A 19,071-nucleotide genomic window follows, 5' to 3' on the forward strand; every position below is an offset into this window, starting at 1 on the left:
TAGCCTACCCTCATGAAAACTCGGAAGTGCTGGACCTCGCCTGCTCTCGCCCTCGTGGCCACCGTCGCGCTCCTGGGAGCCGCCGCCTGCGGCGGCTCGGGCGAGGAGTCCGGAAGCGGAGGAGGCGCCGCGCTCGAATCGCCGGTCACCGTCGAACACGCCTTCGGCGAGACCGAGGTCAGCACGGTCCCGGAGCGGATCGTCACCGTCGACATGCAGTGGACCGACGTTATGCTCGCGATGGATGTCGAGCCAGTGGGCTACACGGTCGACCCCTTGATGCCGGAGTCGGGCGCACCCTGGCAGGAGCTCTCCGACGATGCCGAGCAGCTCTCGGCCGAGGACGGGCTGCCGCTGGAAAAGATCGCCGAGCTCGATCCCGACCTCATCCTCGGCATGTACTCGATCACCGACGAGGACACCTACACGCTGCTCTCCGAGATGGCGCCGACGATCGCGACACCTGTCGGACATGAGGTCACACCGTGGCAGGATCTCATGGGAATCGCGGGTGATCTCCTCGACGCCCCCGACACCGCAGAGGAGGTCACCGAGTCAGTCGAGGGCGAGGTGAGGGCCGCTGCGGACGACCTGCCCGGCCTGCAGGACCAGACGTTCGCGCTGGCCCAGTACGTCGTGGGCGACTCGATGTACATCGTCTCCGATGAGGAGGACGGTTCGAGCCTCTTCTTCCAGCAGTTGGGCATGGCGCTGCTGCCCGAGGTCGTGAGCGAGGGGGAGGAGTCGGGCGAGACCAGGGTCAACGTCAGCACGGAACGTGCCGACCTCCTGGAGGCGGACTTCTTGGTCTTCTACGTCAACGGCGGTGACGAGAACGACCTCGCCGACATACCCGGCTTCGAGGAGCTTCCCGGCACCGTGGCCATCCAGGAGTACCCGGTCACCGCCGGGCTGAACACGCCGTCTCCTCTCTCTATCCCGTACGTGCTCGGCGAGCTGCGGCCGCACCTGGAGACCGCGGCGGGCGAGGAGCCGTGACCGGGCGGCGAGAGGGCGTCGAATGAGCCCTACCGCGCTGCGCCCGCCGGCCCGTGCGTCCTCCGAGGTGCCGGCACCGCGCAGGAGGCTCGTCCTGGGCCTCCTCGGGCTGGCGGGCGCGCTGGCGGCGGTGTCGGCGCTCAGCGTCCTCGTGGGCGGGCGATGGATCGGGGCGGAGGTCGTCATCGACGCCGTCCTGCGCTTCGATCCCACCAGCAGTGACCACGAGGTAGTCGCGAACCTGCGGATCCCGCGCACGGCCGCCGGCCTCCTCGCTGGAGCGGCGCTGGGCCTAGCGGGAGCCCTGATGCAGGGGGTCACGCGCAACCCGCTCGCCGACCCCGGGCTGCTCGGGTTCAACGCTGGTGCGGCGTTCGCGGTCGTGTGCGCGGTCGGCTTCCTCAGCATCACCGCGGTCACCGGGTACATCTGGTTCGCGTTCGCCGGGGCCGCCGCCGTGGGTGTCGTGGTGTACGCGATCGCCGCGCTCGGCCGCGAGGGTGCGACCCCCGTGAAGATCGCGCTCGCCGGTGCGGCCGTCAACGCCGCGCTGACCGCGGTCACCACGGCTGTCCTGCTGATGGACGCGGCCACGTTCGACCAGCACCGCTTCTGGACCGTGGGTTCCCTCACCGGGCGGCGTATGGAGCTGGTGGCGCAGGTCGCGCCGTTCATCGCGGTGGCCGCCGTACTCGCCCTGTGTACCGGGCGGCTGCTGGACGCACTGGCGCTGGGCGACGACGCCGCCCGCGGCCTGGGCCAGCGGGTCGGGCGCGTCCGCCTGGCCTGCGGGGCGATCGCCGTGGTCCTATGCGGCGCCGCGACAGCGACGGCCGGGCCGATCTGGTTCGTCGGCCTGGTCGTCCCGCACCTCGCCCGGCTGGTCACCGGCCCGGACTACCGCTGGATTCTGCCGTACTCGATGCTGATCGCCCCCACTCTGCTCCTCGTGTCGGACATCCTGGGCCGGGTGGTCGCCCGACCCGGTGAGCTCCAGGTGGGCATCGTGACCTCCCTAATCGGGGCGCCGTTCTTCATCCTGCTCATCCGCCGGTACCGGTTGGCGAGGCTGTGATGGCGCCCCGGACGCTCGACCGCCCCGCGCGGGGCGGCGACCGGTCACCGCGCGCCGTGGTGGCCCGCGCCCGCCGCCGGCGCGCCGCCCGCGTCGTGCTGGTGACGCTCGGTCTGGCCGGGGTGTGCGCCACGTTGTTCTGCCTCACGCTGTCGTTCGGCGAGGTCGTGGTGCCCCTTCCCGATGTCATGCGCACACTGCTGGGAACAGGGAACGGCGGATCCGGCTTCATCATCAACCAGCTGCGGCTCCCGCGCGCGCTCGTCGGGATCATGGTCGGATCCGCCTTCGGGATCTCCGGCGCGATCTTCCAGACCCTCCTGCGCAACCCACTGGCCAGCCCCGACATCATCGGCATCTCCGCCGGCGCAAGCGCGGCCGCGGTGGTCGCGGTCCTGTGGCTCGATCTGGGCGGATACGCGGTCTCGGCGGCCGCGTTCGCCGGCGCGCTCGCGACCGCCGCGATGATCTACACGCTCGCCTGGCGCGACGGAGTGACCGGGTACCGCCTAGTGCTCGTGGGCATCGCGATGGCGGCAGTCATGACCAGCGTCGTGTCGTACAGCCTCACCCGGGCTGAGGTGTACGCCGCGTATGAGGCCCTCGTCTGGCTGACCGGCAGCCTCAACGCCACCACGTGGCCGACGGTGCGGGTTCTGGGCACGACTGTGGCCGTGCTGGTCCCGCTCGCGCTGCTCGCCGGGCGCTGGCTCAGGGCGCTCCAGCTGGGGGACGACGCGGCACGCGCTCTCGGGGCCTCCGTGCAGGCGTGTCGTCTCGGGTTGCTCGTCGCGGCGGTCGCGCTCGCCGCCGTCGCGACAGCGGCGGCCGGCCCGGTGGCGTTCGTGGCCTTCTTCTCCGGGCCGATCGCACGCCAGCTGGTCGGCAACAACGGAGTAGCGCTGGTGCCGGCCGCGTTCGTCGGCGCCGTTGTGGTGCTGGCGTCGGACTTCGTCGCCCAGCACGCCCTGGAGTCCGTCCAGCTCCCCGTGGGCGTCGTCACCGCGATGATCGGTGCCCCGTACCTGCTGTGGCTGCTCGCGACCACCAACCGGGTCGGGCGCGGGGGATGAGAAGAGGAACGTGTTCATGAGCACCGAGCACCGCCTGCGCGCGAGCGCGCTGTCACTGTCCTACGGCGCCCGTGCGGTCGTTGAGGACCTGTCGGTGGAGATTCGGCCCGGGTCGGTCACGGCGATTGTAGGCGCGAACGCCTGCGGCAAGTCGACGCTGCTGCGCGGGCTCGCCCGGCTGCTCGCGCCCACTTCGGGGGCGGTGTACCTGGACGGGAAGGACATCCACTCGCTGCCGGCGAAGCGGGTCGCCGCCCGACTCGGCCTGCTCCCGCAGTCGCCGGTCGTCCCCGAAGGCATCCGCGTGGCCGACCTCGTCGGGCGCGGACGATACCCGCACCAGGGATGGATCCGCTCCTGGACAGCGGCCGACGACGACGCGGTCGCGCGTGCGCTGACGGCCACCGACACGCTGGACCTGGCATCGCGCCCTGTCGACGAGCTGTCCGGCGGCCAGCGGCAGCGCGTGTGGATCGCGATGGCGCTCGCGCAGGAGACCGACCTGCTACTGCTCGACGAGCCCACGACGTTCCTCGATGTCAGCCACCAGATCGATGTGCTGGATCTCCTCGCCGACCTCAACGAGGGTCGGGGCACCACCATCGTCCTGGTGCTGCACGACCTCAACCTCGCGTGCCGGTACGCCCACTGCCTGGTCGCCCTCAAGGACGGCGCGGTGATCGCCGAGGGGGTGCCCGAGGACGTCATCACCGAGGAGACCGTCGCTCGCGTGTTCGGGCAGCCGTCGCGGATCGTGGCCGACCCGATCTCGGGCACACCGATGGTCGTGCCCATCGGCCGCCACCACAACGGCGAGAACTCCGGCGCGGCACTCGCGAACTCCGCCCTGCCGAGCGCGGACTCCCGCCCGTGACCCGAGCGGCGGCTCGGGTCACGCGCCAGCCGAGCCGCCGCTCGGGTCAGGTGCGCAGCTCGACCCTGTCGCGCAGGTCGGGATCGGCGGCGTCGGCGCCGGTCGCGAGCTCCTCCTGGTAGCGGCGTAGCTGCACGTCGTCCAGCTGGGTACTGTCCAGCCCGGTTTTCCAGTAGGCCGCGGAGTGCAGATCGTCCCGGGACACCCCGTGCTCGTCGAGGACGAGGCGCCGGAGCGAGCGCATCACGCTCGCCTCCGCGGCCAGCCATACCTGGGTGCGCCCCCGTCCCTGCCAGTTCCGCCGGACGGTGCGCTCCAGGGCGGAGTCGTGACCCACCGGGGATCCGCCGGCTACCCAGAACGTGGTGACATGGGGCCGATCGGGGAGCAGAGCCCGGTCCGAGTCATGGTCGACCGCGAGGTACACGCTGGCCGGAACATCAGGGGACAGCGACTCGACGATCGCCGACACCGCGGGCAGCGCGCTGGAGTCACCGATGATCACATGGTGGTCCACGCCCGTGCCCGCGTGGAACTCCCGGCGCATCCCCGCGAGGCCGATCACGTCTCCGGCGGCGGCGTTCGCGAGCCAGCGAAGGGTGAGTCCGTCGTGGCGCGCCACGTCGAACTCGACCCGCAGCAGGGCGGGTTCGAAGCGCCGCACGGTGAACGCGCGCAGCACCGGCTGGCGAGTGCCCTCGGGCCAGTACGGGATCCCGTCCTCGCCGCGTTCGGGGAAGTCGACGCTTCCCTGACCCTGTGGCGGGAGCAGGAGCTTGAACGCGTCAGCGGGCCGCACGTCGCGGTAGGCGACGAGCTCGTCGCTGGTGACGGCCACCCGAAGGTAACCCTCCGACACGGCCGTCACCGACTCGACCGTCACCCGGCAGCTCAGCAGCTGTCCCTGCTGGCTGACCCGCCGGATCTCACTACGGATCGACGTCATGGTGCACCCATTCGAACTGTGTAAAAGACAAGGTGAGCCTAACCTAATATATGTGGGTGCGGAAACCCCGCTGCCGCGGGAGTGTCCGGAGCTGCGGCGGTCCCGCATTCGAGTTGGTGCGTTCCGACCGCAGCCGGAAACTCGCTGGCGCGGCGCCGATCCCGCTGCGTACGGTCCCGCGATGAGCGACTTTGCCGACTATCTCGGTGAACGGATCGCGGCGCGGTACGACGAGTCGTCGGCGGAGACGTTCCGGCCGGACGGCCTGGGCCCCGCGGTGGACTTCCTCGCCGGGCTTGCCGCCAGCGAGTGGACGCTGGATGGGCATCGAAACGGGGCGCGTGGCCCTGCCACTGGCCTAGCGTGGCGCCGGGCTCCACGGCATCGACCTGTCGCGAGCGAAGGCCTGCGCCGTGTCCGGAAGGTCGTCCTCTCGATGAGCCCGGTGAATTCTTCGTAGTCGCCGGACACGGGATCTCCTCCGTGTCGCTTGGTAACCGACGGCCCACCATCGGCCGATGAGCGGGCGCGCCTCGGGCGCGGGGTTTCCTGCACAAGTGGGAAGTGCGTGCATTCGGGCGTCGGGGCGGCACAGGGTTCGGGGCAGCACCTCTCGGAAGTGGTGGCGAGGTGCCATCTGCTGGCGCGCTCGCGCTCGGCCCGCAGTTGGGCGTAGCGGCCGTTCGCGGCCAGCAGCTCCTCGTGCCGGCCGCGCTCGACCGCCGCGCCCCCATCGCGGACGTCGGCGCCGCCGAGGCGTACCGTGCCGCTGTCCACGTCCCAGAAGCGCGCCACGAGCGCGAGTAGCGTGCTTTTTCCCGCTTCGGAGGGGCCCACGACCGCGGTCATGCTGTCCGGTGCCACCTCCAGATGTGATGTCCTGGCGGTGACCCTGCCGGTCCGACGGTCACGACCGCGGCCGAGCGGGCCCGGGCTCTGTGCCGACGGAGACCTCGGCGCGGATGGCGGCGAGGAGGGTGTCGATGATGTGGGCGAAGATGGCATCCGGCGAAAGGCCGGTTGCGTGCGCTTCGGTGAGGTGGGGAACGTCGAGGCTGGCATGGGCGGCGAGCCATGACTCCGGCAGCGAGAGCGCATCGTTCGTGCGGGCCGGCCCGGTCGCCTGGTCGGCGCGGTAGTCAACCAGAAGTGCGAAGGCGAAGAGTTTGAGGCCGAGTTCGGCGTGGATGAGGGCGGCCCGCTGCGGGTCGATACCCAGGTCGTGCAGGAGGCCGAGGACTTTGTCGGGGTTGCGCAGACGAGCGGAGTGGACGCCGCCGGGGCCGACGCTCTCGTCGAGAGGGACCAGCAGGACGCGCGGGTAGCGGCGGTAGAGTTCGCGGAGTCTGCCGCAGTAGTCGCGCAGTCCTGTCTCCCACCGGTCGACGGTGAGAGCGGGCGCCTCCCACCGACTGGTGAAGGCGTGGGTGGCGAGTTCGATGACTTCCTGGCGATCGTCGACGTAGTTGTACAGCGCGCGGACTGTGACACCGAGTTCGCTGGCCAGGCGACGCATCGTTACCGCGGGGAACCCCTCGGTTCCGGCGAGTTCCAGCGCACGTTCGGCGATCAGCTCTCTGGTCAGTGTGGGTCGGCCCTTGCGTGTGGCCGGTCGGCGGCGAGGCTGTCGCTCGTGGCCTTCGGTTGTCACGTCGAGACCCACTCCAGTAGTGCTTATCGGCTTTCACGGTCAGCCCGAAGCCAGATGGACCGGCGACACGGTCACTCCTCGCCCGCCACAAGCGTGTCCGTCCGTGCCGTGCTCAGACGAACAGTGTGGCGATACCTCCGGTGGCGAGACCGACGACGGCGATCAGAGGGCTGCCCCTGATCGCCGCCAGGGCGTGAAAACGCAGGTCACGGTATTCTTTCATGCCTTCGGTGCCGGGCAGGACCAGAAGACGGGGGCGCAGTCCGGCAAGGATGATCCAGTCGAGTACGACCAGGTCGAAGAGGGTCAGGGTGGCGAACACCAGGGCCGCGCACAGGGTCGCCGAGAGGAATCCGAGACCGTCGCTCAGCGCCGCGTGAAGGGTGATCATCGCGATGGTCATCAGGGGCACGCCACATACACCCCAGACGGCGACACCGAACACCACCGCGACCCGTTGGCCGCGTGCGCTCTTTGGCTTGCCGTAGCGCCGTTGTATCGCGGGGGGATAGTCGTTCAGCAGGAAGTCACGGCTCAGGGCCGCTCCGGTGAAGACCGCCGCACTGAAGAGAACACTCAGCACCAACCCGTAACCAATGCCGTATCCGACAACGGTCGACCATTCCATGCCCTTGGCCTTCCTGGCGAGCTCCCAACCGGCAGGAACTATCCAACCCGTCACCTGACTCTAAAGTCAACACTCCGTGAAGTTTAAGGTCGTGAGGTTCGACGCCCGTCCACTGGCCGCGTCGCGGCGAGAGCTATGCGGCAGGGTCAGCTCAGCGAGGACAGCCCAGTGGTCGGGCGCCGGGGAGGTGGTGCACGCTCGCGGCGTCGACGGCGACGCGGTCGTCCGCGAGGACGTGGTCGATCGTCAGCCCGGGGATCACGCGCCGAGTGGCCCATGATTAGCCCAGCACCCTAAGAGCTCATCTCATTTGGATTCTCGATAACCTGGCCTAGTGTCGATGGTTGAGCGGTTGGTGCCGGACGGACTGTGGGAACTGTTTCAGCGGGTGGTGCCCAAAGCGCCCACCCGGCCTCAAGGTGGTGGGCGGCGCAGACACGGGGACCGCGAGGTGTTGGCCGCGATCATCTTCGTGGCGACCGCCGGCTGTACTTGGGCCCAGCTCCCACCGGTCTTTGGCCCCTCCGGGCCCACCGCACACCGACGTTTCACCGAGTGGAGCCGGGTCCGCGTGTGGGCGAAGTTGCACCGCCTGGTCCTAGACGAACTCGGCTCCCGTGGTGAGCTGGACTGGTCGCGGTGTGCAGTTGACTCGGTGAACATGCGTGCTCTCAAAGGGGGGAGCTGACAGGTCCGAATCCTGTTGATCGGGGCAAGAAGGGTGTCAAGATCCACTTGATCACTGATCGGATCGGGCTTCCGATTTCCATGGCGATCTCGGGTGCGAACCTGCACGACAGCCAAGCCCTGCAACCGCTGATTCGCGCGGTACCGCCCATCAGGTCCAGGCGAGGCCGCAGGCGACGCAAACCAGTCAAGCTCCACGGCGACAAGGGTTACGACTACAACTACCTGCGCCGATGGCTCCGCGAACGCGGAATCTTCCATTGCCTGGCCCGCAAGGGCGTGGAGTCCTCCCAACGGTTGGGACGACACCGCTGGCAGGTCGAGCGCACCATGGCCTGGCTGTCCGGCTGCCGTCGCCTGCACCGCCGCTACGAGCGCAAAGCTGATCACTTCCTTGCCTTCGCCGGCATCGCCGCGACCCTCATCTGCTACCGGCGACTGGCCAGGTGACAACCCGCTGGATTCACGGACCACTGTCCGGATCCTGGAAACCGGGCCGACCTACCAGTCAGTCTTGTCCAGCACGGCGGACAACTGAGGGGCGATCACATCCGTCGTGGCCAGGGCGCCGATGTGGTCCTGTCCGTCGACCTCGATCAGCTCGAAGCCGACCGTACGCAACTCGTCGGCGTGAGCACGGATGTGGCGGGCGATGGCCGCTCCACCCACGAAGTCGTACATCCGGCAGTCCGGTTCGCAGTCCCGGCTGCCGTACCAAAGAACCTTCGGCCCCGGCAGGGCGGCCAGAGCGGCGCGGTCATCCCGGCTTCCCCACTCCCGGAACAGCAGACGGCCCAGATGATGGTCCGCCGCCTTGTCCTGCATCCCCGCTTGGACGAGGGCCGTGCGCGCCCCTTCCTCGAACCCCAGCCAGTAGTCGCTGCTCGCGAGCAGCGGGAACCCTCCAACCACAAGCCCCCGCGCACGGTCACTGATCGGCGCCAGAAAGCCCGCCAGCGCGGCCATGCCCGAGTACCCGGCGAGCACGAAGTCACGCACTCCAGCGGCATCCGCCACGGTGTGCAGGTCGGCGACCTCCATCTCCAGGGGGTAATGGGCCCACATGGACGGCTCCCATGGGCCGCCCGCCTCCTCCTCGGCCTCCATCTCGCCCACGACCCGACGGGGCTTGTACCGGATGATGCGATACCGGTCGGCCAACGCAGCTCCCAGGGCTGCGAATTCTGCACGGAATCGAGCGGGGAAGACGATGGTCGGCACGTTCTCGCCTCCGGCGACGTCGTACCACAGTTTGTATCCGTCGGCGGCAACCGCAACTGGCATCTCAGCACTCCCATGATCAGCACGTCAGGTGATGAGCCTAGCCCGCGGCCGTCATGCCCTTGGGCGCGCAGGGAACTACGGTTCCCGCGCGCTCTCCACAGCTCGATGCATCGCCGACGCGCCAATTGAGATGGTCTCTAAGAACTCCTAACGAAATGATCTCCGAGGTGGTTGGATCGCTCCAGGACCGGTGATCCGGAGGTGCGGGCTGCCCGCGGCCGAAGCCGCGGGCAGCTCTGAACGGTGGGACAAGCTCAGATACAGACCACGATCTTCCCCCGCGTGTGTCCCCGCTCGGCGTATGCGTGCGCTTCCGCGATCCGTTCGAGCGGGTAGGTCCGCTCGATGCGCGGTGTGTAGCGGGCTTGTCGGCCGAGTTCGCCCGCTTCGGCGAGGAGCGTGGAGTCGTTCTCCGCGTTGGCCAGATGCACACCCAGGCGCTGCGCGTTGGCGTAGTCGGCGATCGTCGACACGCGGGCAGGGTCGCCCACGATCGCAATGAGATCGGCCAGGGATCCGGAGGCCGCAGTGTCGAGCGCGATGTCGACACCGTCCGGAGCCAGGGCGGCGAGGCGTTCCGCGAGGCCGGTGCCGTAGGTGGTGGGAACGGCTCCGAGAGAGGTAAGGAACTCGTGATTGCGCTCGCTGGCCGTCCCGATCACGGTGGCGCCCTGAGCCACCGCGATCTCGACCGCAGCACTGCCCACGCCTCCGGCGGCGCCCTCGATGAGCAGAGTGCGCCCCCGCAGGGGACCGAGCGCCTTCAGCCCGCCCATCGCGGTCACGGATCCCAGACCGGCGCCGGCGGCCTCCTCGTCGGTCCACGCGGCGGGCGCGTGGGCCCAGGCCGAGAGCACGGCCAGCTCCGCCGTCGCGCCGGTGACGCCGCCCAGCCCGAAGACACGGTCGCCGATGCTCACGCCCTGCACGCCCTCACCGGTCTCGTCGACCACGCCGACGGCATCACGCCCAGGAACCGCGGGCAGGTCCACGGGGAGCACCTCGTGCACCGCACCGGAACGCACCTTCCAGTCGACGGGATTGACGCCGGCCGCCGCAACGCGGATGCGGATCTCGCCGGCCCCGGGACGCGGCTCCGGCACCTGCTCGACCATGAGAGTCTCTACACCGCCGTACTCGTGATAACGGACTGCGCGCATGACGTTCTGCCTTTCCAACACGGCCTGCACCGGCCGTTCGTGAGATCAGTGGGATGAATGTTCGGCGAGTGCCGACGCCCGCTACGCTAGAACCTGACGTTGACGTCAGGTGCAAGTCGGGCGGGCCGCCCGACAGAGGAGGACCGGTGCGCATCGGTGAGGTCGCCGAGAAGGCAGGAGTGAGCGTCCGGGCGCTGCGCTATTACGAGGAACAGGGTCTGCTCCAGGCGGGCCGCAGCCCCGGCGGCCAGCGGCATTACCCCGACACTGCCGTCGGCCGAGTCCGGCTGATCCAACAGCTGTATGCCGCGGGCCTCCCGAGCAGAGTGGTCCGCAAGGTGCTGCCGTGCGTGGACTCGGGTGAAGAAAAAGCGCCCCCGGCACTCCTGGACCAGATGGCGGCCGAGCGTGTCCGCGTCGACCAGCGGATCACCGACCTGCTCGACGACGTGATCGCCATCGCGCGGGACCCTGATTCCGACTGCTCTCACGTGGAGTGAAGGCTACTGCCGCAATGACTTCAGACGTCGCCAGCAGATGAGTGCGCATCCGAGGGTGAGGAAGGCTTCGTGGATGTCGTCGCGTATCTCCCAGCGGATGCGCAGGCGGCGGAACCAGTGCAGGTGGGCGAACGCGCGCTCGACGACCCAGCGTTGGGTGCCGAGGCCGGAGCCGTGCTCGGTGCCGCGGCGGGCGATCAGCGGCTTCACGCCGAGGTCCCAGACCAGACGGTGGTACTTGCCGTGGTCATAGCCGCGGTCGGCCAGCACCACGTCCGGGCGGCGTCGGGGCCGGCCGCGCTTGCCCCGCACCGGCGGCACGGCTTGAAGGAGTGGGATCAGTTGGGTGACGTCGTTGCGGTTGCCGCCGGTCAGGGTGGCGGCGAGCGGGATGCCGGTGGTGTCGGTGATCAAATGGTGCTTGCTGCTGGTTCTGCCCCGGTCGACGGGGCTTCGTCCGGTCTTGGCTCCCCCTTTAACGCCCGGATGTGCGAGCCGTCGACGGCCGCTCGGGAGAAGTCCAGGGCATTCGCGCCGCGCAGCTCGGCCAGCAAGACCTCGTGGAACCGGGGCCACACCCCGGCCCCGGTCCACTCGGCCAGGCGGCGCCAGCAGGTCATACCCGAGCCGAAGCCGAGTTCCTGCGGCAGATGTTCCCAGGCGATCCCGGTGTGCAGCACGAACAAGATGCCCTGGAACACCAGCCGGTCCGGATGCCGCTTGCGTCCCGGATGCCGAAGCCGACGCTCCACCTTGGGCAGCAGCGGCCCGAGCACCGCCCACAGCTCGTCATCGACTTCCCACGGTTTCGGCCGCGCCACCCCGCACCCCCGGATCATCAGTCCTGGAGTGATCCAACCACCTCGAAGATCATTTCGTTAGGAGTTCTTAGACACGTTCGTAACCGGCCATCTCCCGCGATGGTCGGGATCTGTCAGTCCCGCAGCTGTCGATGATGCTTCGGGGATTGGCTGGCCAAGGAGGCCACCGTGTCGTGCAGGCGTCAGTTGTTGCCGTCGAGCTTGCCCCCGGTCTCGTCTGTTGTCCCGTCGCCGCGCGGGTCTGCGACCACAGCGCGTACCCAAGCTGAAGGGTGGTCCTCGAGTCTGTCGCGCACCGCGGACAGTAGTTGCACATCCGGATGCTCAGCGAGCGCAAAGCCGACGCGAAGAGGAAGGAGGCATCCTTGGTCGTTTTCCACGGCGGTGCTCACTGCGGCGGCGATCAGGGACACGTTGTCCGGGTCCCGCACAAACCGAGAAACCAGGGCATAACAGGCGGTGGCACGAACAGCTGCCGAGGCATCGACCCCCAACGCGATGAGTAGAGCCACCGCCCGGTCGTTGCGCCAGAGCGCGAGTGCATGGCAGAGGTCCTTGCCGTGGCCCTGCTGGCGTAGCTCCTGGTACCGGGCAATGACTTGCGCTTCGGTGTTGAGGTTTCCAGAAACCACCTCCAGGGCGAAGCGGAGGCACTTCGTGTCGGTGCTGCCGGAGAAGGTGGGTGCGGCACGGAGATCCGGGGAGAGGTGGCGGATCCGGTCCTGGACGAAGTCGGGCAGCTCTTCGAAGCGGTGCGCAAGGAACCAAACAGTGTCCTGGATGTGGTCGAGCGACATCGTGCCCGCACTGATCGCCTCCACAATAGTGGTCCAATGCTCGGTATTACCGGTATGCATGCTGGCAAGTACCAGGTCGCGTAGCGAATCTCTGCCGCCGAAGCCATAAGAACGGCGAGCGGCCTTCTCAAGGGCATGCTGGACCTGTCCCTGGGCTGACGTTGCCAGGGCATCCCAGTCATCGGCTCCAGCTTGGTCGGTGACCAACGCGCTGAGGGCGGCATTAGCGTCTCCCGAGTCGGCCATTTGTCGGATCCGCTCGGCAGCCGGAACGTGGTGGAGAGCTAGCACCTCGAGTACTTCTAGCCGGATGTTGTCGGAGCGGACACAGGCGACTTCAAAGAGCCCGTCGCGCAAATCCGGCCGCAGTTCGCTGATGTTCAATTGTGTGGCGGTTGCCACGAGTTCCTCTGCGGCAAGCTCATTCTCGTCTGGGAGCCGGGCGACGACGAACCTCGCCACCTGCTCGTGGGATTCTGAGGGGGCAGCCATGAGCAGTCGGCGGAGGGCTCGGCCGACCTCAGGCCACCGCTTGGCCCAGGATCCCGCAAAGGCCCGGTTCTCACCAAGCTGCTCGACAAGGGCAATGGTCTGCGCAACAGCAGCGGCAGCATCCTCTGCGGTGAGAAGATCGCCCGCCTCACTGTAGAGCTGCAGGTTGGCCCCTTCGGCCCTACGAGTCCAAGATTGCTGTGTGAGCTCGGTGACGACTTTCTTTAGCGGTGTGACGGGACCGCCTCGCCATATCCTGCGGGAGGCGCGTCCGATTTCCTTCTTGTGTCCCGTTATCCTTAGAAGGTGAATCGCCGTCTCGGCTGTGCGTTCATCCGGGTCTGTGGTGAGGAACTGCAATGCGAGCAGACGGGAACAATCCCGCCAGCCTCCCCAGTCGCCGGCGAGCGCTGCATTCCAGCGTGCCAGGGAAAGCAGTGGCCCAGGACTTGATGGAGACCAGGCGGTCACTGGGGCCGCCTCGGTCCAGTGATCGAATCGCGTCTTGAGGTCCGTCCGCAGTTCTTGGCTCAACTGGAGCGCTCGCCACCATGCCACGGCGTTGTCCTGGGCTTGGAGTAGTCCTGCGATGTCCTCTTGATCGAAGGGTGTTAGGGCAAAGAGGGTCGCTGTACAGCCGCCTCGGATAGCTGCCGCCGTCGGATCTCCGTATCGAAAGCTGAGTTTATCGAGTGCCTGTACGGCGTGGGCTGTGGCTTGTTCGTTCTCTTCGCGTTCCAAATGCAAATGGGCGAGCTGTCCGTGCATCCAGCTTGCATCCACTGCCTCCGCGTCATCGGGAATCTTGAGTGCGGAGGTGGCGGTGGTGAAATCTTGCTTCTGGTAGGCGGCGCATGCCCTAACGACTCGACATGCGACTCGTTCGAAGGTGTGCCGCGCCGATGAGTCGAGCGCTCCGAACGAAGACGCATCCTCCTTACTCAGAAGAGCGTCCAACGCGCCTGCGAAGCGCCATCCCCAGTCTCTTTCCGCGTGCATACGATCCAAGCGGGGAATGATGTCCTTGTCCGCGAGGCGCCCAAGCTCTTGGCGGCGCCCGCGGAGCAGCATAGCCACGGCTTCCTCGAAGCACACATCGTCTGAACGGCGATTCGGGTTCGGAGCGATCACCCTTGGTGCGATGAGCGCGGTACGCAGGAGCGCGCTCGGCGGGGTCTTGACCTTATGCCCGTGCCATACGCTGCCTTCGAGTTCGTTGACCCTCTGACTCGCGGAGACATCGATCAGTGCGTCGAGATTGTCAACGTCGACCTTCTGCTGTTTCGGAACGAATATCTTGCGTCCCTTTCCTGTGGAGACGATCGCGTCACCGGAAACATGTGCCCAGTACGTGACTTCCGAGGGGATGTCGTGCAGCACCAGCAGACACGGGATTCCGAAGCGGACCCAGTGATCGAAATGGCGGGTATCGGATTCATAATACCACCACCCCGGCGTAGCGGTGTCAGTACTAGCCTCTGAATACTTATCCTGACTGCTTTTCACCTGCATAATCACGGGGAATCCGAGATCCTCGCCATTTTGGTCGCGCGCAAAGGTGAATAGGTCGTCACCAATATCTTGTGGGATCTCTTTTGGTTCTCCCCACCCGATCTTAGTGAAAGCCAGAGTCACTTGGATCTGGCCAATCCGGCCAGTTTTTTGGTTTGCATCATGCTGCATTAGCCTGCCCTTGTGTGACGCGATGGGTCGAACTTTAATTTAACTGACCGGGCGCCAAGTGCCACAACTGCGGCTGTTGAAGCTGTAGTCGGAGGCTGCGATGGTGACCTGAACGCGGCGGCCGCTGGTGAGGAAGTCATTGTCGATGATCTCGCCGGCGCTGTCGCTACGCTCCCAGTAGCAGCCGTCGAGCTCGCCTTCGGAGTAGTAGGTGCCCGGCTGGATCTCGTCACCGACGAGGAATGCCCCAGGTCCGAACCACGGCCCCGAAGTTCTCGCGATAGGTCCGGAGTGTTCCCGCACGCCAGGGAACGACCGGAGTGCCCCGGGATGAGCGAATCGCGGCATGAGGAAACGGGCATGACGCCCTTGGACCATGGAGTTGCTACGACAACACGATCCATGAAAGCGCCATGCCCGCCCCCACATCATCCCGCACCCGCACCCGCGCTGCGGCCGATACCGCAGAAGACCCCGTCACCGGCCTGCTCGACCACCTCTCCACGGTGCCCGACCCCCGCCGCCCGCAAGGCATCCGCTACCCGCTGCCCCGCCATCCTGGCCATGGTCGTCTGCGCGATGAGCGCCACCGGCCACGACAACGCGACCGCCGCGGTGGAATGGGCCCATCGCGCCGAGCCCGCACTGTTGATGCGGCTGGGCCTGCGCTTCGACCCCGTCACCGGCAAAGTACCGGTGCCCACCGAACGCACCGTCGCCGAACTCCTGGCCGACCTCGATCCCCACACCCTCGCGGCGGCCGGGGCCGCCCACGCCGAAGCGATCGTCGCCCCCACCGGCCCCGCCCCCGAGCAGAACAACGGGCACACCCCCGACGGGTGCCCGAACGCGAGCACCGCCGCCGACGCAGCCCTCCCGCGGCCCGGCCGCGCCAGGCGTGCCTGGCCGCCGACGGCAAGGCCATGCGCGGCTTGCGCCGGGGCCAGGGCACCCGCGCCGGGGCACCCGCGCCGGGGTGTTCCACCTGGCCCGCCACAGCGACGCGGTGGTCACCACCGCCCAGTCGATCGGGGCCAAGCACACCGAGACCGCGGCGTTCACCGCCGCCCTGGACCACCTGGCCGAGGAAGACCTTGCCGGGCGTGTGATCACGGCCGACGCGCTGCACACCGTGAAGGCCCACGCCTCCTACCTGCACCGGCGCGGAGCCCACTACCTCTTCTACGTCAAGACCAACCGGGCGGCGCTGCACGCGCACCGGGCGGGCCTGCCCTGGAAGCAGGTGGGCTGGGCCCACGACGAGGGGTGGCAGCGCAACCGCGACCGCTTCGAGCGGCGCCGGGTGAAGGTCCTGGCCGCCGACGGTCTGGGCATCGCCTTCCCCATGCCGCCCAGGTACTGCTCCTCGAGCGCCGCACCCGCCACATCGGCACGGCCCGCACCACGAAGACGACGGTCTTCGCGGTGACCGACCTGCCGGCCCACAAGGCGCGGCCCGCCGAGCTCGCGGACTGCTTGCGCCGGCATTGGTCCATCGAGGCCGTGCATCACATCCGGGACGTGACCTGGAGGGAAGATGCGCGCCGGGCCCGCATCGGGGCGTTGCCGGTGGTGCTGGGGTGCCTGGCCGATATCGCCCGCCAGGCCCTTGCTGCTGCGGGGTGGGCCAACCTCGCTTCCGGCCGCCGCGCACACACCGATCCGGACAAAGCTCTGCAACTACACCGGATACCGCAGATCAGTACATAACCGCCATAACGCGAGAACTTCGGGGCCGTGATCCGCACCGTGCTGGCCGGCATCGATACCGCCCGCCTGGACGAAGCCGTCTGCGCCCACCTGAGTAACCGGCGCGCCCAGCCCCTCGGCCCGGCGACGCCCGTGGGGACCAGTGAACGCGAGCAGCGCCGCCCCCGCACACCCGCCCCCGAGCTGCGCCATAGCGCCATCGCCGTCGACGGCAAAGCGCTGCGCGGCAGCAGACGCCGCCACCGGACCCCCACCCGCCTGCTGCAGGCCGTGCACCACCGCGACGGCGCCTCGCCCAGCAGCCGGTCGCCACCAAGAAGGGCGAGACCACCGCCTTCGCCCCGCTGCTGGCAACCCTGGACATCACCGGGGCCGTAGTGACCTTCGACGCCCTGCACACCACCGCCGCCGCGGCACGGGCCGTCCTCACCCGCGGCGGCCACTACATCGCCATCGTCAAAGGAAACAGGCCCGTCCTGCTCGACGAGGTCGCCGCCCTGCCCTGGAGGCAGGTGCCCACCGGCGACCGCCTTCGCGAACACGCCCACGGCCGCAGTGAGATCCGCACCCTCAAGGCCGCCTGCCCCCGCGGATCGGCCTTCCCGGGCGCCGTCCAGGCACTGCGCATCACCCGCAAACGAAGCAACGCCGAGGATCAGGGCTACTCCAGCGAGACGGTCTATGCACTGACCGACCTGCACCCCCACCAGGCCGATGCGGCCGAGCTCGCCGCCCACGCACGCGGGCACTGGTCAGCGGAGAACAAGAACCACCACGTTCGCGACGTCTCCTTCCGCGAAGACGCCTGCAAGGTCGCCGCCGGATCGGCCCCCCACGCCCTGGCATCACTGAACAACCTGCTCAAAGGCGTATTCGCTCATGCTGGCTACGCCAACACCGACCACGCCCGCCGGGAACACACCAACCCGTATCGGGCATATGACCTGCTCTTCGGACAACACCGAAGATCAACTACGTAACACAAACACAGAGGGGCCCTGCTCACCGCCCGGGGGTCCATGACCGTGGTGGCCACGCAGATCAGCTCCCCGTCCGGGTTGCGCTCGGGCACGGTGTACTCCCCACCAGGTCATCAGAGCCGTTCCGGCACTGGACCCGGCAATGGAGAAGCACCCTGGGGCCGCAGCCCGTCGAAGAGGATGATGAGGTGACGCTGCAATGAATCTGGCGATTGTTCCGTCTGGAGCCCGACGGTGTGAACGAGAGCGCAGAGAATCAGAAGGATATCGGGCCCAGTGACGTCAGATCGGATTCCACCGGCTTCCTGGGCACGGTCGACCAACGCATTGGTCCCCGCATGCAGCTGATTCCGGCACTCGGTCACTGTTGGATCTCCTTCCGTGACCGCCTGCAAGAACACAAGATCCTGGTGCTGCAACTGTTTTGCCGCCACAGTCAGGAACTCCAGCAGCGCACCCGTAGGATCAGCGGATTCCAGCAGCTTCCCCGCGACGGCGCTGAGCGAGACGAAATGACCGCCTACGACCACGGCGACCAGTTCCTCCTTCGTGGCGAAGTGTCGAAAGACGGTCCCCTTCGCCACACCCGCACGGCGAGCGACATCCGCGATCGAGGCGTCCATGCCCCGCTTGCTGAACTCCTCCTCTGCGGCAGCGAGGAGCAGTTCTCGGTTTCGCGCCGCGTCTGAGCGCAGCGAACGGGCAGGCAGGGTCATGACCACCATCCTAACAAGTTGACCAGTCGGTCATCTTGTGATCCACTGTCGGCTTGAGATGACCGATCGGTCATTATCTGCCTCGCAGGGCAGCCCGCAAGTCCAGGTCGGATAAGGAACCCATGCAGCTACAAGGATCCACAGCCCTCGTCACCGGCACCAATAGCGGGATGGGCCGCCACTTCGCCATCGAACTCCTGCGCCGCGGGGTGAAGGTCTATGCCACGGCTCGCCGCCCGGAGCTTGTCGATATCCCTGGTGCCGAAGTGCTCCATGTCGACATCACCGACCAGACGTCCATCGAAGCCGCCGCCGAGGTCGCCACCGACGTCGACCTGCTGATCAACAACGGCGCCTACATGGGCATCGGTAGCCTCGTCAGTGGAGACCTCAATGTAGTCCGGCAGCTGATGGAATCGCACTACTTCGGCACACTTTCCATGATCCGGGCGTTTGCCCCCGTGCTGGCCAGTAATGGTGGCGGCGCTATCCTCAACGTCCTGTCAGCAGTGGCTTGGACTACCGTCGAGAGCAACACCGCCCTCGCCGCCGCCAAATCCGCACAGTGGGGGCTCACTAACGGGGTGCGGGTGGAGTTGGCTGACCAAGGAACTCTAGTGGCTGCTTTCGTCCCCGGGCTCGTGGCCAGCGAAACCTTGAAAGAAGCCATGAAGGCTTCCGGAATTACTCTCCCTGAGGATCCGATGATCGAACCGGACTACCTCGTTCGACTAGCCCTGGACGGAATCGAGGCAGGAGAGGTCGAGATCCTTGACCGCTTCGGAGCCGAAGCGAAGGCAAGCCTCTCGGGCCCTCCGGGCACCTTCGACCTGACAGCGCTGACATAGCTATGGCATAGGTATAACCCTTTCCCCAGCGGAATTTCCGTCGCCGGTGCCCTCTCCATCGAAGTTGCATCGGAAACCTGCAACCGGGCGGGCAACTGTCCGAACGAACACCAGTTGGACAGCGTCACCTGTTCTATTTCAGAGCCT

At 67.5% G+C, this 19,071-nt stretch carries 23 protein-coding genes and 1 pseudogene; 13 read left to right on the forward strand and 11 right to left on the reverse strand.

Going from position 1 to position 19,071, the window contains the following annotated elements; all coding sequences use genetic code 11:
* Positions 1 to 12 precede the first annotated feature (12 nt).
* Genes F4561_RS07050 through F4561_RS07065 form a run of 4 tightly spaced genes read left to right on the forward strand, consistent with a single transcriptional unit; the run spans position 13 to position 4,021 of the window.
* The gene (locus F4561_RS07050; RefSeq protein ID WP_184575942.1) at positions 13 to 999 is read left to right on the forward strand and encodes an ABC transporter substrate-binding protein; all 987 of its coding nucleotides are present in this window, start codon (positions 13 to 15) and stop codon (positions 997 to 999) included.
* A gap of 22 nt (positions 1,000 to 1,021) precedes the next feature.
* Complete coding sequence (locus F4561_RS07055) at positions 1,022 to 2,074, forward strand: FecCD family ABC transporter permease (RefSeq protein WP_184575944.1); 1,053 nt, start codon at positions 1,022 to 1,024, stop codon at positions 2,072 to 2,074.
* Positions 2,074 to 3,147 (forward strand): FecCD family ABC transporter permease, encoded by a 1,074-nt coding sequence (locus F4561_RS07060; protein ID WP_184575947.1) that lies wholly within the window; start codon positions 2,074 to 2,076, stop codon positions 3,145 to 3,147. The genes F4561_RS07055 and F4561_RS07060 overlap by 1 nt, the downstream gene beginning before the upstream one ends.
* Positions 3,148 to 3,163: 16 nt before the next feature.
* Entirely contained in the window at positions 3,164 to 4,021 is an 858-nt protein-coding gene (locus tag F4561_RS07065; protein ID WP_184575949.1) for an ABC transporter ATP-binding protein, read from the forward strand.
* Positions 4,022 to 4,067: 46 nt separating this feature from the next.
* Here the strand turns inward: F4561_RS07065 and F4561_RS07070 are convergent, their stop codons facing one another.
* Positions 4,068 to 4,967 (reverse strand): siderophore-interacting protein, encoded by a 900-nt coding sequence (locus F4561_RS07070; RefSeq protein WP_184575951.1) that lies wholly within the window; start codon positions 4,965 to 4,967, stop codon positions 4,068 to 4,070.
* Between the two features lie 181 nt (positions 4,968 to 5,148).
* On the opposite strand from F4561_RS07070, the gene F4561_RS07075 reads away from it, so the two are divergent.
* Together F4561_RS07075 and F4561_RS34155 are read left to right on the forward strand one after the other, a co-directional pair.
* Complete coding sequence (locus tag F4561_RS07075; protein WP_184584241.1) at positions 5,149 to 5,427, forward strand: hypothetical protein; 279 nt, start codon at positions 5,149 to 5,151, stop codon at positions 5,425 to 5,427.
* A gap of 170 nt (positions 5,428 to 5,597) precedes the next feature.
* The gene (locus F4561_RS34155; RefSeq protein WP_184584243.1) at positions 5,598 to 5,774 is read left to right on the forward strand and encodes a hypothetical protein; all 177 of its coding nucleotides are present in this window, start codon (positions 5,598 to 5,600) and stop codon (positions 5,772 to 5,774) included.
* Here F4561_RS34155 and F4561_RS34160 read toward each other — a convergent pair.
* The 3 genes and pseudogenes from F4561_RS34160 to F4561_RS07095 form a co-directional block, all read right to left on the reverse strand.
* Positions 5,748 to 5,972: pseudogene (locus F4561_RS34160) on the reverse strand (hypothetical protein); the annotation flags it as partial. The gene F4561_RS34155 and the pseudogene F4561_RS34160 sit on opposite strands and share 27 nt — an antisense overlap.
* Positions 5,875 to 6,618, reverse strand: a complete 744-nt coding sequence (locus F4561_RS07090; protein ID WP_221445393.1) for a TetR/AcrR family transcriptional regulator — start codon at positions 6,616 to 6,618, stop codon at positions 5,875 to 5,877. The gene F4561_RS07090 and the pseudogene F4561_RS34160, both read right to left, overlap by 98 nt.
* Positions 6,619 to 6,730: 112 nt before the next feature.
* Positions 6,731 to 7,246 (reverse strand): hypothetical protein, encoded by a 516-nt coding sequence (locus tag F4561_RS07095; protein WP_184575955.1) that lies wholly within the window; start codon positions 7,244 to 7,246, stop codon positions 6,731 to 6,733.
* A 340-nt stretch (positions 7,247 to 7,586) separates the two neighbouring features.
* Between F4561_RS07095 and F4561_RS07100 the strand changes: the two genes are divergently transcribed.
* Positions 7,587 to 8,383 (forward strand): IS5 family transposase gene (locus tag F4561_RS07100; protein WP_184583318.1). Its coding sequence is split into 2 segments (ribosomal slippage): positions 7,587 to 7,932 and positions 7,932 to 8,383, totalling 798 coding nucleotides; the frame shifts between segments, so codons are not numbered across the junction.
* Positions 8,384 to 8,434: 51 nt separating this feature from the next.
* Here the strand turns inward: F4561_RS07100 and F4561_RS07105 are convergent.
* Positions 8,435 to 9,217: an alpha/beta fold hydrolase gene (locus F4561_RS07105; RefSeq protein WP_184575958.1), complete on the reverse strand. Its 783-nt coding sequence runs from the start codon at positions 9,215 to 9,217 to the stop codon at positions 8,435 to 8,437.
* A gap of 254 nt (positions 9,218 to 9,471) precedes the next feature.
* Entirely contained in the window at positions 9,472 to 10,377 is a 906-nt protein-coding gene (locus tag F4561_RS07110; protein WP_184575960.1) for an NADP-dependent oxidoreductase, read from the reverse strand.
* A gap of 146 nt (positions 10,378 to 10,523) precedes the next feature.
* Here F4561_RS07110 and F4561_RS07115 point away from each other — a divergent pair, with 146 nt between their 5' ends.
* On the forward strand, positions 10,524 to 10,877 hold the full coding sequence (locus F4561_RS07115) for a MerR family transcriptional regulator (RefSeq protein WP_184575962.1): 354 nt from the start codon (positions 10,524 to 10,526) through the stop codon (positions 10,875 to 10,877).
* 3 nt (positions 10,878 to 10,880) lie between these two features.
* On the opposite strand, the gene F4561_RS07120 is transcribed toward F4561_RS07115, so the two are convergent.
* From F4561_RS07120 to F4561_RS07135, 4 genes are all read right to left on the reverse strand, one after another.
* A protein-coding gene (locus F4561_RS07120) for an IS5 family transposase (RefSeq protein ID WP_376773646.1) occupies positions 10,881 to 11,716 on the reverse strand; the annotation gives its coding sequence in 2 pieces (ribosomal slippage) (positions 10,881 to 11,356 and positions 11,356 to 11,716; 837 coding nt in all).
* A 164-nt stretch (positions 11,717 to 11,880) separates the two neighbouring features.
* On the reverse strand, positions 11,881 to 14,670 hold the full coding sequence (locus F4561_RS07125) for a DUF4365 domain-containing protein (protein ID WP_184575963.1): 2,790 nt from the start codon (positions 14,668 to 14,670) through the stop codon (positions 11,881 to 11,883).
* A gap of 39 nt (positions 14,671 to 14,709) precedes the next feature.
* Complete coding sequence (locus F4561_RS07130; RefSeq protein ID WP_184575966.1) at positions 14,710 to 14,973, reverse strand: Rv1352/Rv1906c domain-containing protein; 264 nt, start codon at positions 14,971 to 14,973, stop codon at positions 14,710 to 14,712.
* A 125-nt stretch (positions 14,974 to 15,098) separates the two neighbouring features.
* Positions 15,099 to 15,353 (reverse strand): hypothetical protein, encoded by a 255-nt coding sequence (locus F4561_RS07135; RefSeq protein ID WP_184575968.1) that lies wholly within the window; start codon positions 15,351 to 15,353, stop codon positions 15,099 to 15,101.
* 293 nt (positions 15,354 to 15,646) lie between these two features.
* On the opposite strand from F4561_RS07135, the gene F4561_RS07140 reads away from it, so the two are divergent.
* Genes F4561_RS07140 through F4561_RS07155 form a run of 4 tightly spaced genes read left to right on the forward strand, consistent with a single transcriptional unit; the run spans position 15,647 to position 17,360 of the window.
* Positions 15,647 to 16,099 (forward strand): hypothetical protein, encoded by a 453-nt coding sequence (locus F4561_RS07140; protein WP_184575970.1) that lies wholly within the window; start codon positions 15,647 to 15,649, stop codon positions 16,097 to 16,099.
* Entirely contained in the window at positions 16,096 to 16,380 is a 285-nt protein-coding gene (locus tag F4561_RS07145) for a hypothetical protein (protein WP_184575972.1), read from the forward strand. The genes F4561_RS07140 and F4561_RS07145 overlap by 4 nt, the downstream gene beginning before the upstream one ends.
* Before the next feature lie 27 nt (positions 16,381 to 16,407).
* Positions 16,408 to 16,758, forward strand: a complete 351-nt coding sequence (locus F4561_RS07150) for a hypothetical protein (RefSeq protein WP_184575975.1) — start codon at positions 16,408 to 16,410, stop codon at positions 16,756 to 16,758.
* Positions 16,728 to 17,360, forward strand: coding sequence for an ISAs1 family transposase (locus tag F4561_RS07155; protein WP_246437450.1), 633 nt, complete (start codon positions 16,728 to 16,730; stop codon positions 17,358 to 17,360). Before F4561_RS07150 ends, F4561_RS07155 begins: the two co-directional genes overlap by 31 nt.
* Positions 17,361 to 17,473: 113 nt before the next feature.
* On the opposite strand, the gene F4561_RS07160 is transcribed toward F4561_RS07155, so the two are convergent.
* Positions 17,474 to 18,076 carry a TetR/AcrR family transcriptional regulator gene (locus tag F4561_RS07160; protein WP_184575976.1) on the reverse strand — a complete coding sequence of 201 codons (603 nt, stop codon included), beginning with the start codon at positions 18,074 to 18,076 and terminating at the stop codon, positions 17,474 to 17,476.
* A 122-nt stretch (positions 18,077 to 18,198) separates the two neighbouring features.
* Here F4561_RS07160 and F4561_RS07165 point away from each other — a divergent pair, with 122 nt between their 5' ends.
* Positions 18,199 to 18,924 carry an SDR family NAD(P)-dependent oxidoreductase gene (locus tag F4561_RS07165; protein WP_184575978.1) on the forward strand — a complete coding sequence of 242 codons (726 nt, stop codon included), beginning with the start codon at positions 18,199 to 18,201 and terminating at the stop codon, positions 18,922 to 18,924.
* Positions 18,925 to 19,071 lie beyond the last annotated feature (147 nt).

This window comes from Lipingzhangella halophila, from assembly GCF_014203805.1.
Lineage (GTDB): Bacteria > Actinomycetota > Actinomycetes > Streptosporangiales > Streptosporangiaceae > Lipingzhangella > Lipingzhangella halophila.

Bases quoted from the DNA above. Each gene is read 5' to 3' on its own strand.
- F4561_RS07105 (WP_184575958.1), bottom strand. From the start codon at position 9,217: ATGCCAGTTGCGGTTGCCGCCGACGGATACAAACTGTGGTACGACGTC.
- F4561_RS07050 (WP_184575942.1), top strand. From the start codon at position 13: ATGAAAACTCGGAAGTGCTGGACCTCGCCTGCTCTCGCCCTCGTGGCC.
- F4561_RS07160 (WP_184575976.1), bottom strand. From the start codon at position 18,076: ATGACCCTGCCTGCCCGTTCGCTGCGCTCAGACGCGGCGCGAAACCGA.
- F4561_RS07065 (WP_184575949.1), top strand. From the start codon at position 3,164: ATGAGCACCGAGCACCGCCTGCGCGCGAGCGCGCTGTCACTGTCCTAC.
- F4561_RS07070 (WP_184575951.1), bottom strand. From the start codon at position 4,967: ATGACGTCGATCCGTAGTGAGATCCGGCGGGTCAGCCAGCAGGGACAG.
- F4561_RS07095 (WP_184575955.1), bottom strand. From the start codon at position 7,246: ATGGAATGGTCGACCGTTGTCGGATACGGCATTGGTTACGGGTTGGTG.
- F4561_RS07060 (WP_184575947.1), top strand. From the start codon at position 2,074: ATGGCGCCCCGGACGCTCGACCGCCCCGCGCGGGGCGGCGACCGGTCA.
- F4561_RS07125 (WP_184575963.1), bottom strand. From the start codon at position 14,670: ATGCAGCATGATGCAAACCAAAAAACTGGCCGGATTGGCCAGATCCAA.
- F4561_RS07055 (WP_184575944.1), top strand. From the start codon at position 1,022: ATGAGCCCTACCGCGCTGCGCCCGCCGGCCCGTGCGTCCTCCGAGGTG.
- F4561_RS07110 (WP_184575960.1), bottom strand. From the start codon at position 10,377: ATGCGCGCAGTCCGTTATCACGAGTACGGCGGTGTAGAGACTCTCATG.
- F4561_RS07075 (WP_184584241.1), top strand. From the start codon at position 5,149: ATGAGCGACTTTGCCGACTATCTCGGTGAACGGATCGCGGCGCGGTAC.
- F4561_RS07165 (WP_184575978.1), top strand. From the start codon at position 18,199: ATGCAGCTACAAGGATCCACAGCCCTCGTCACCGGCACCAATAGCGGG.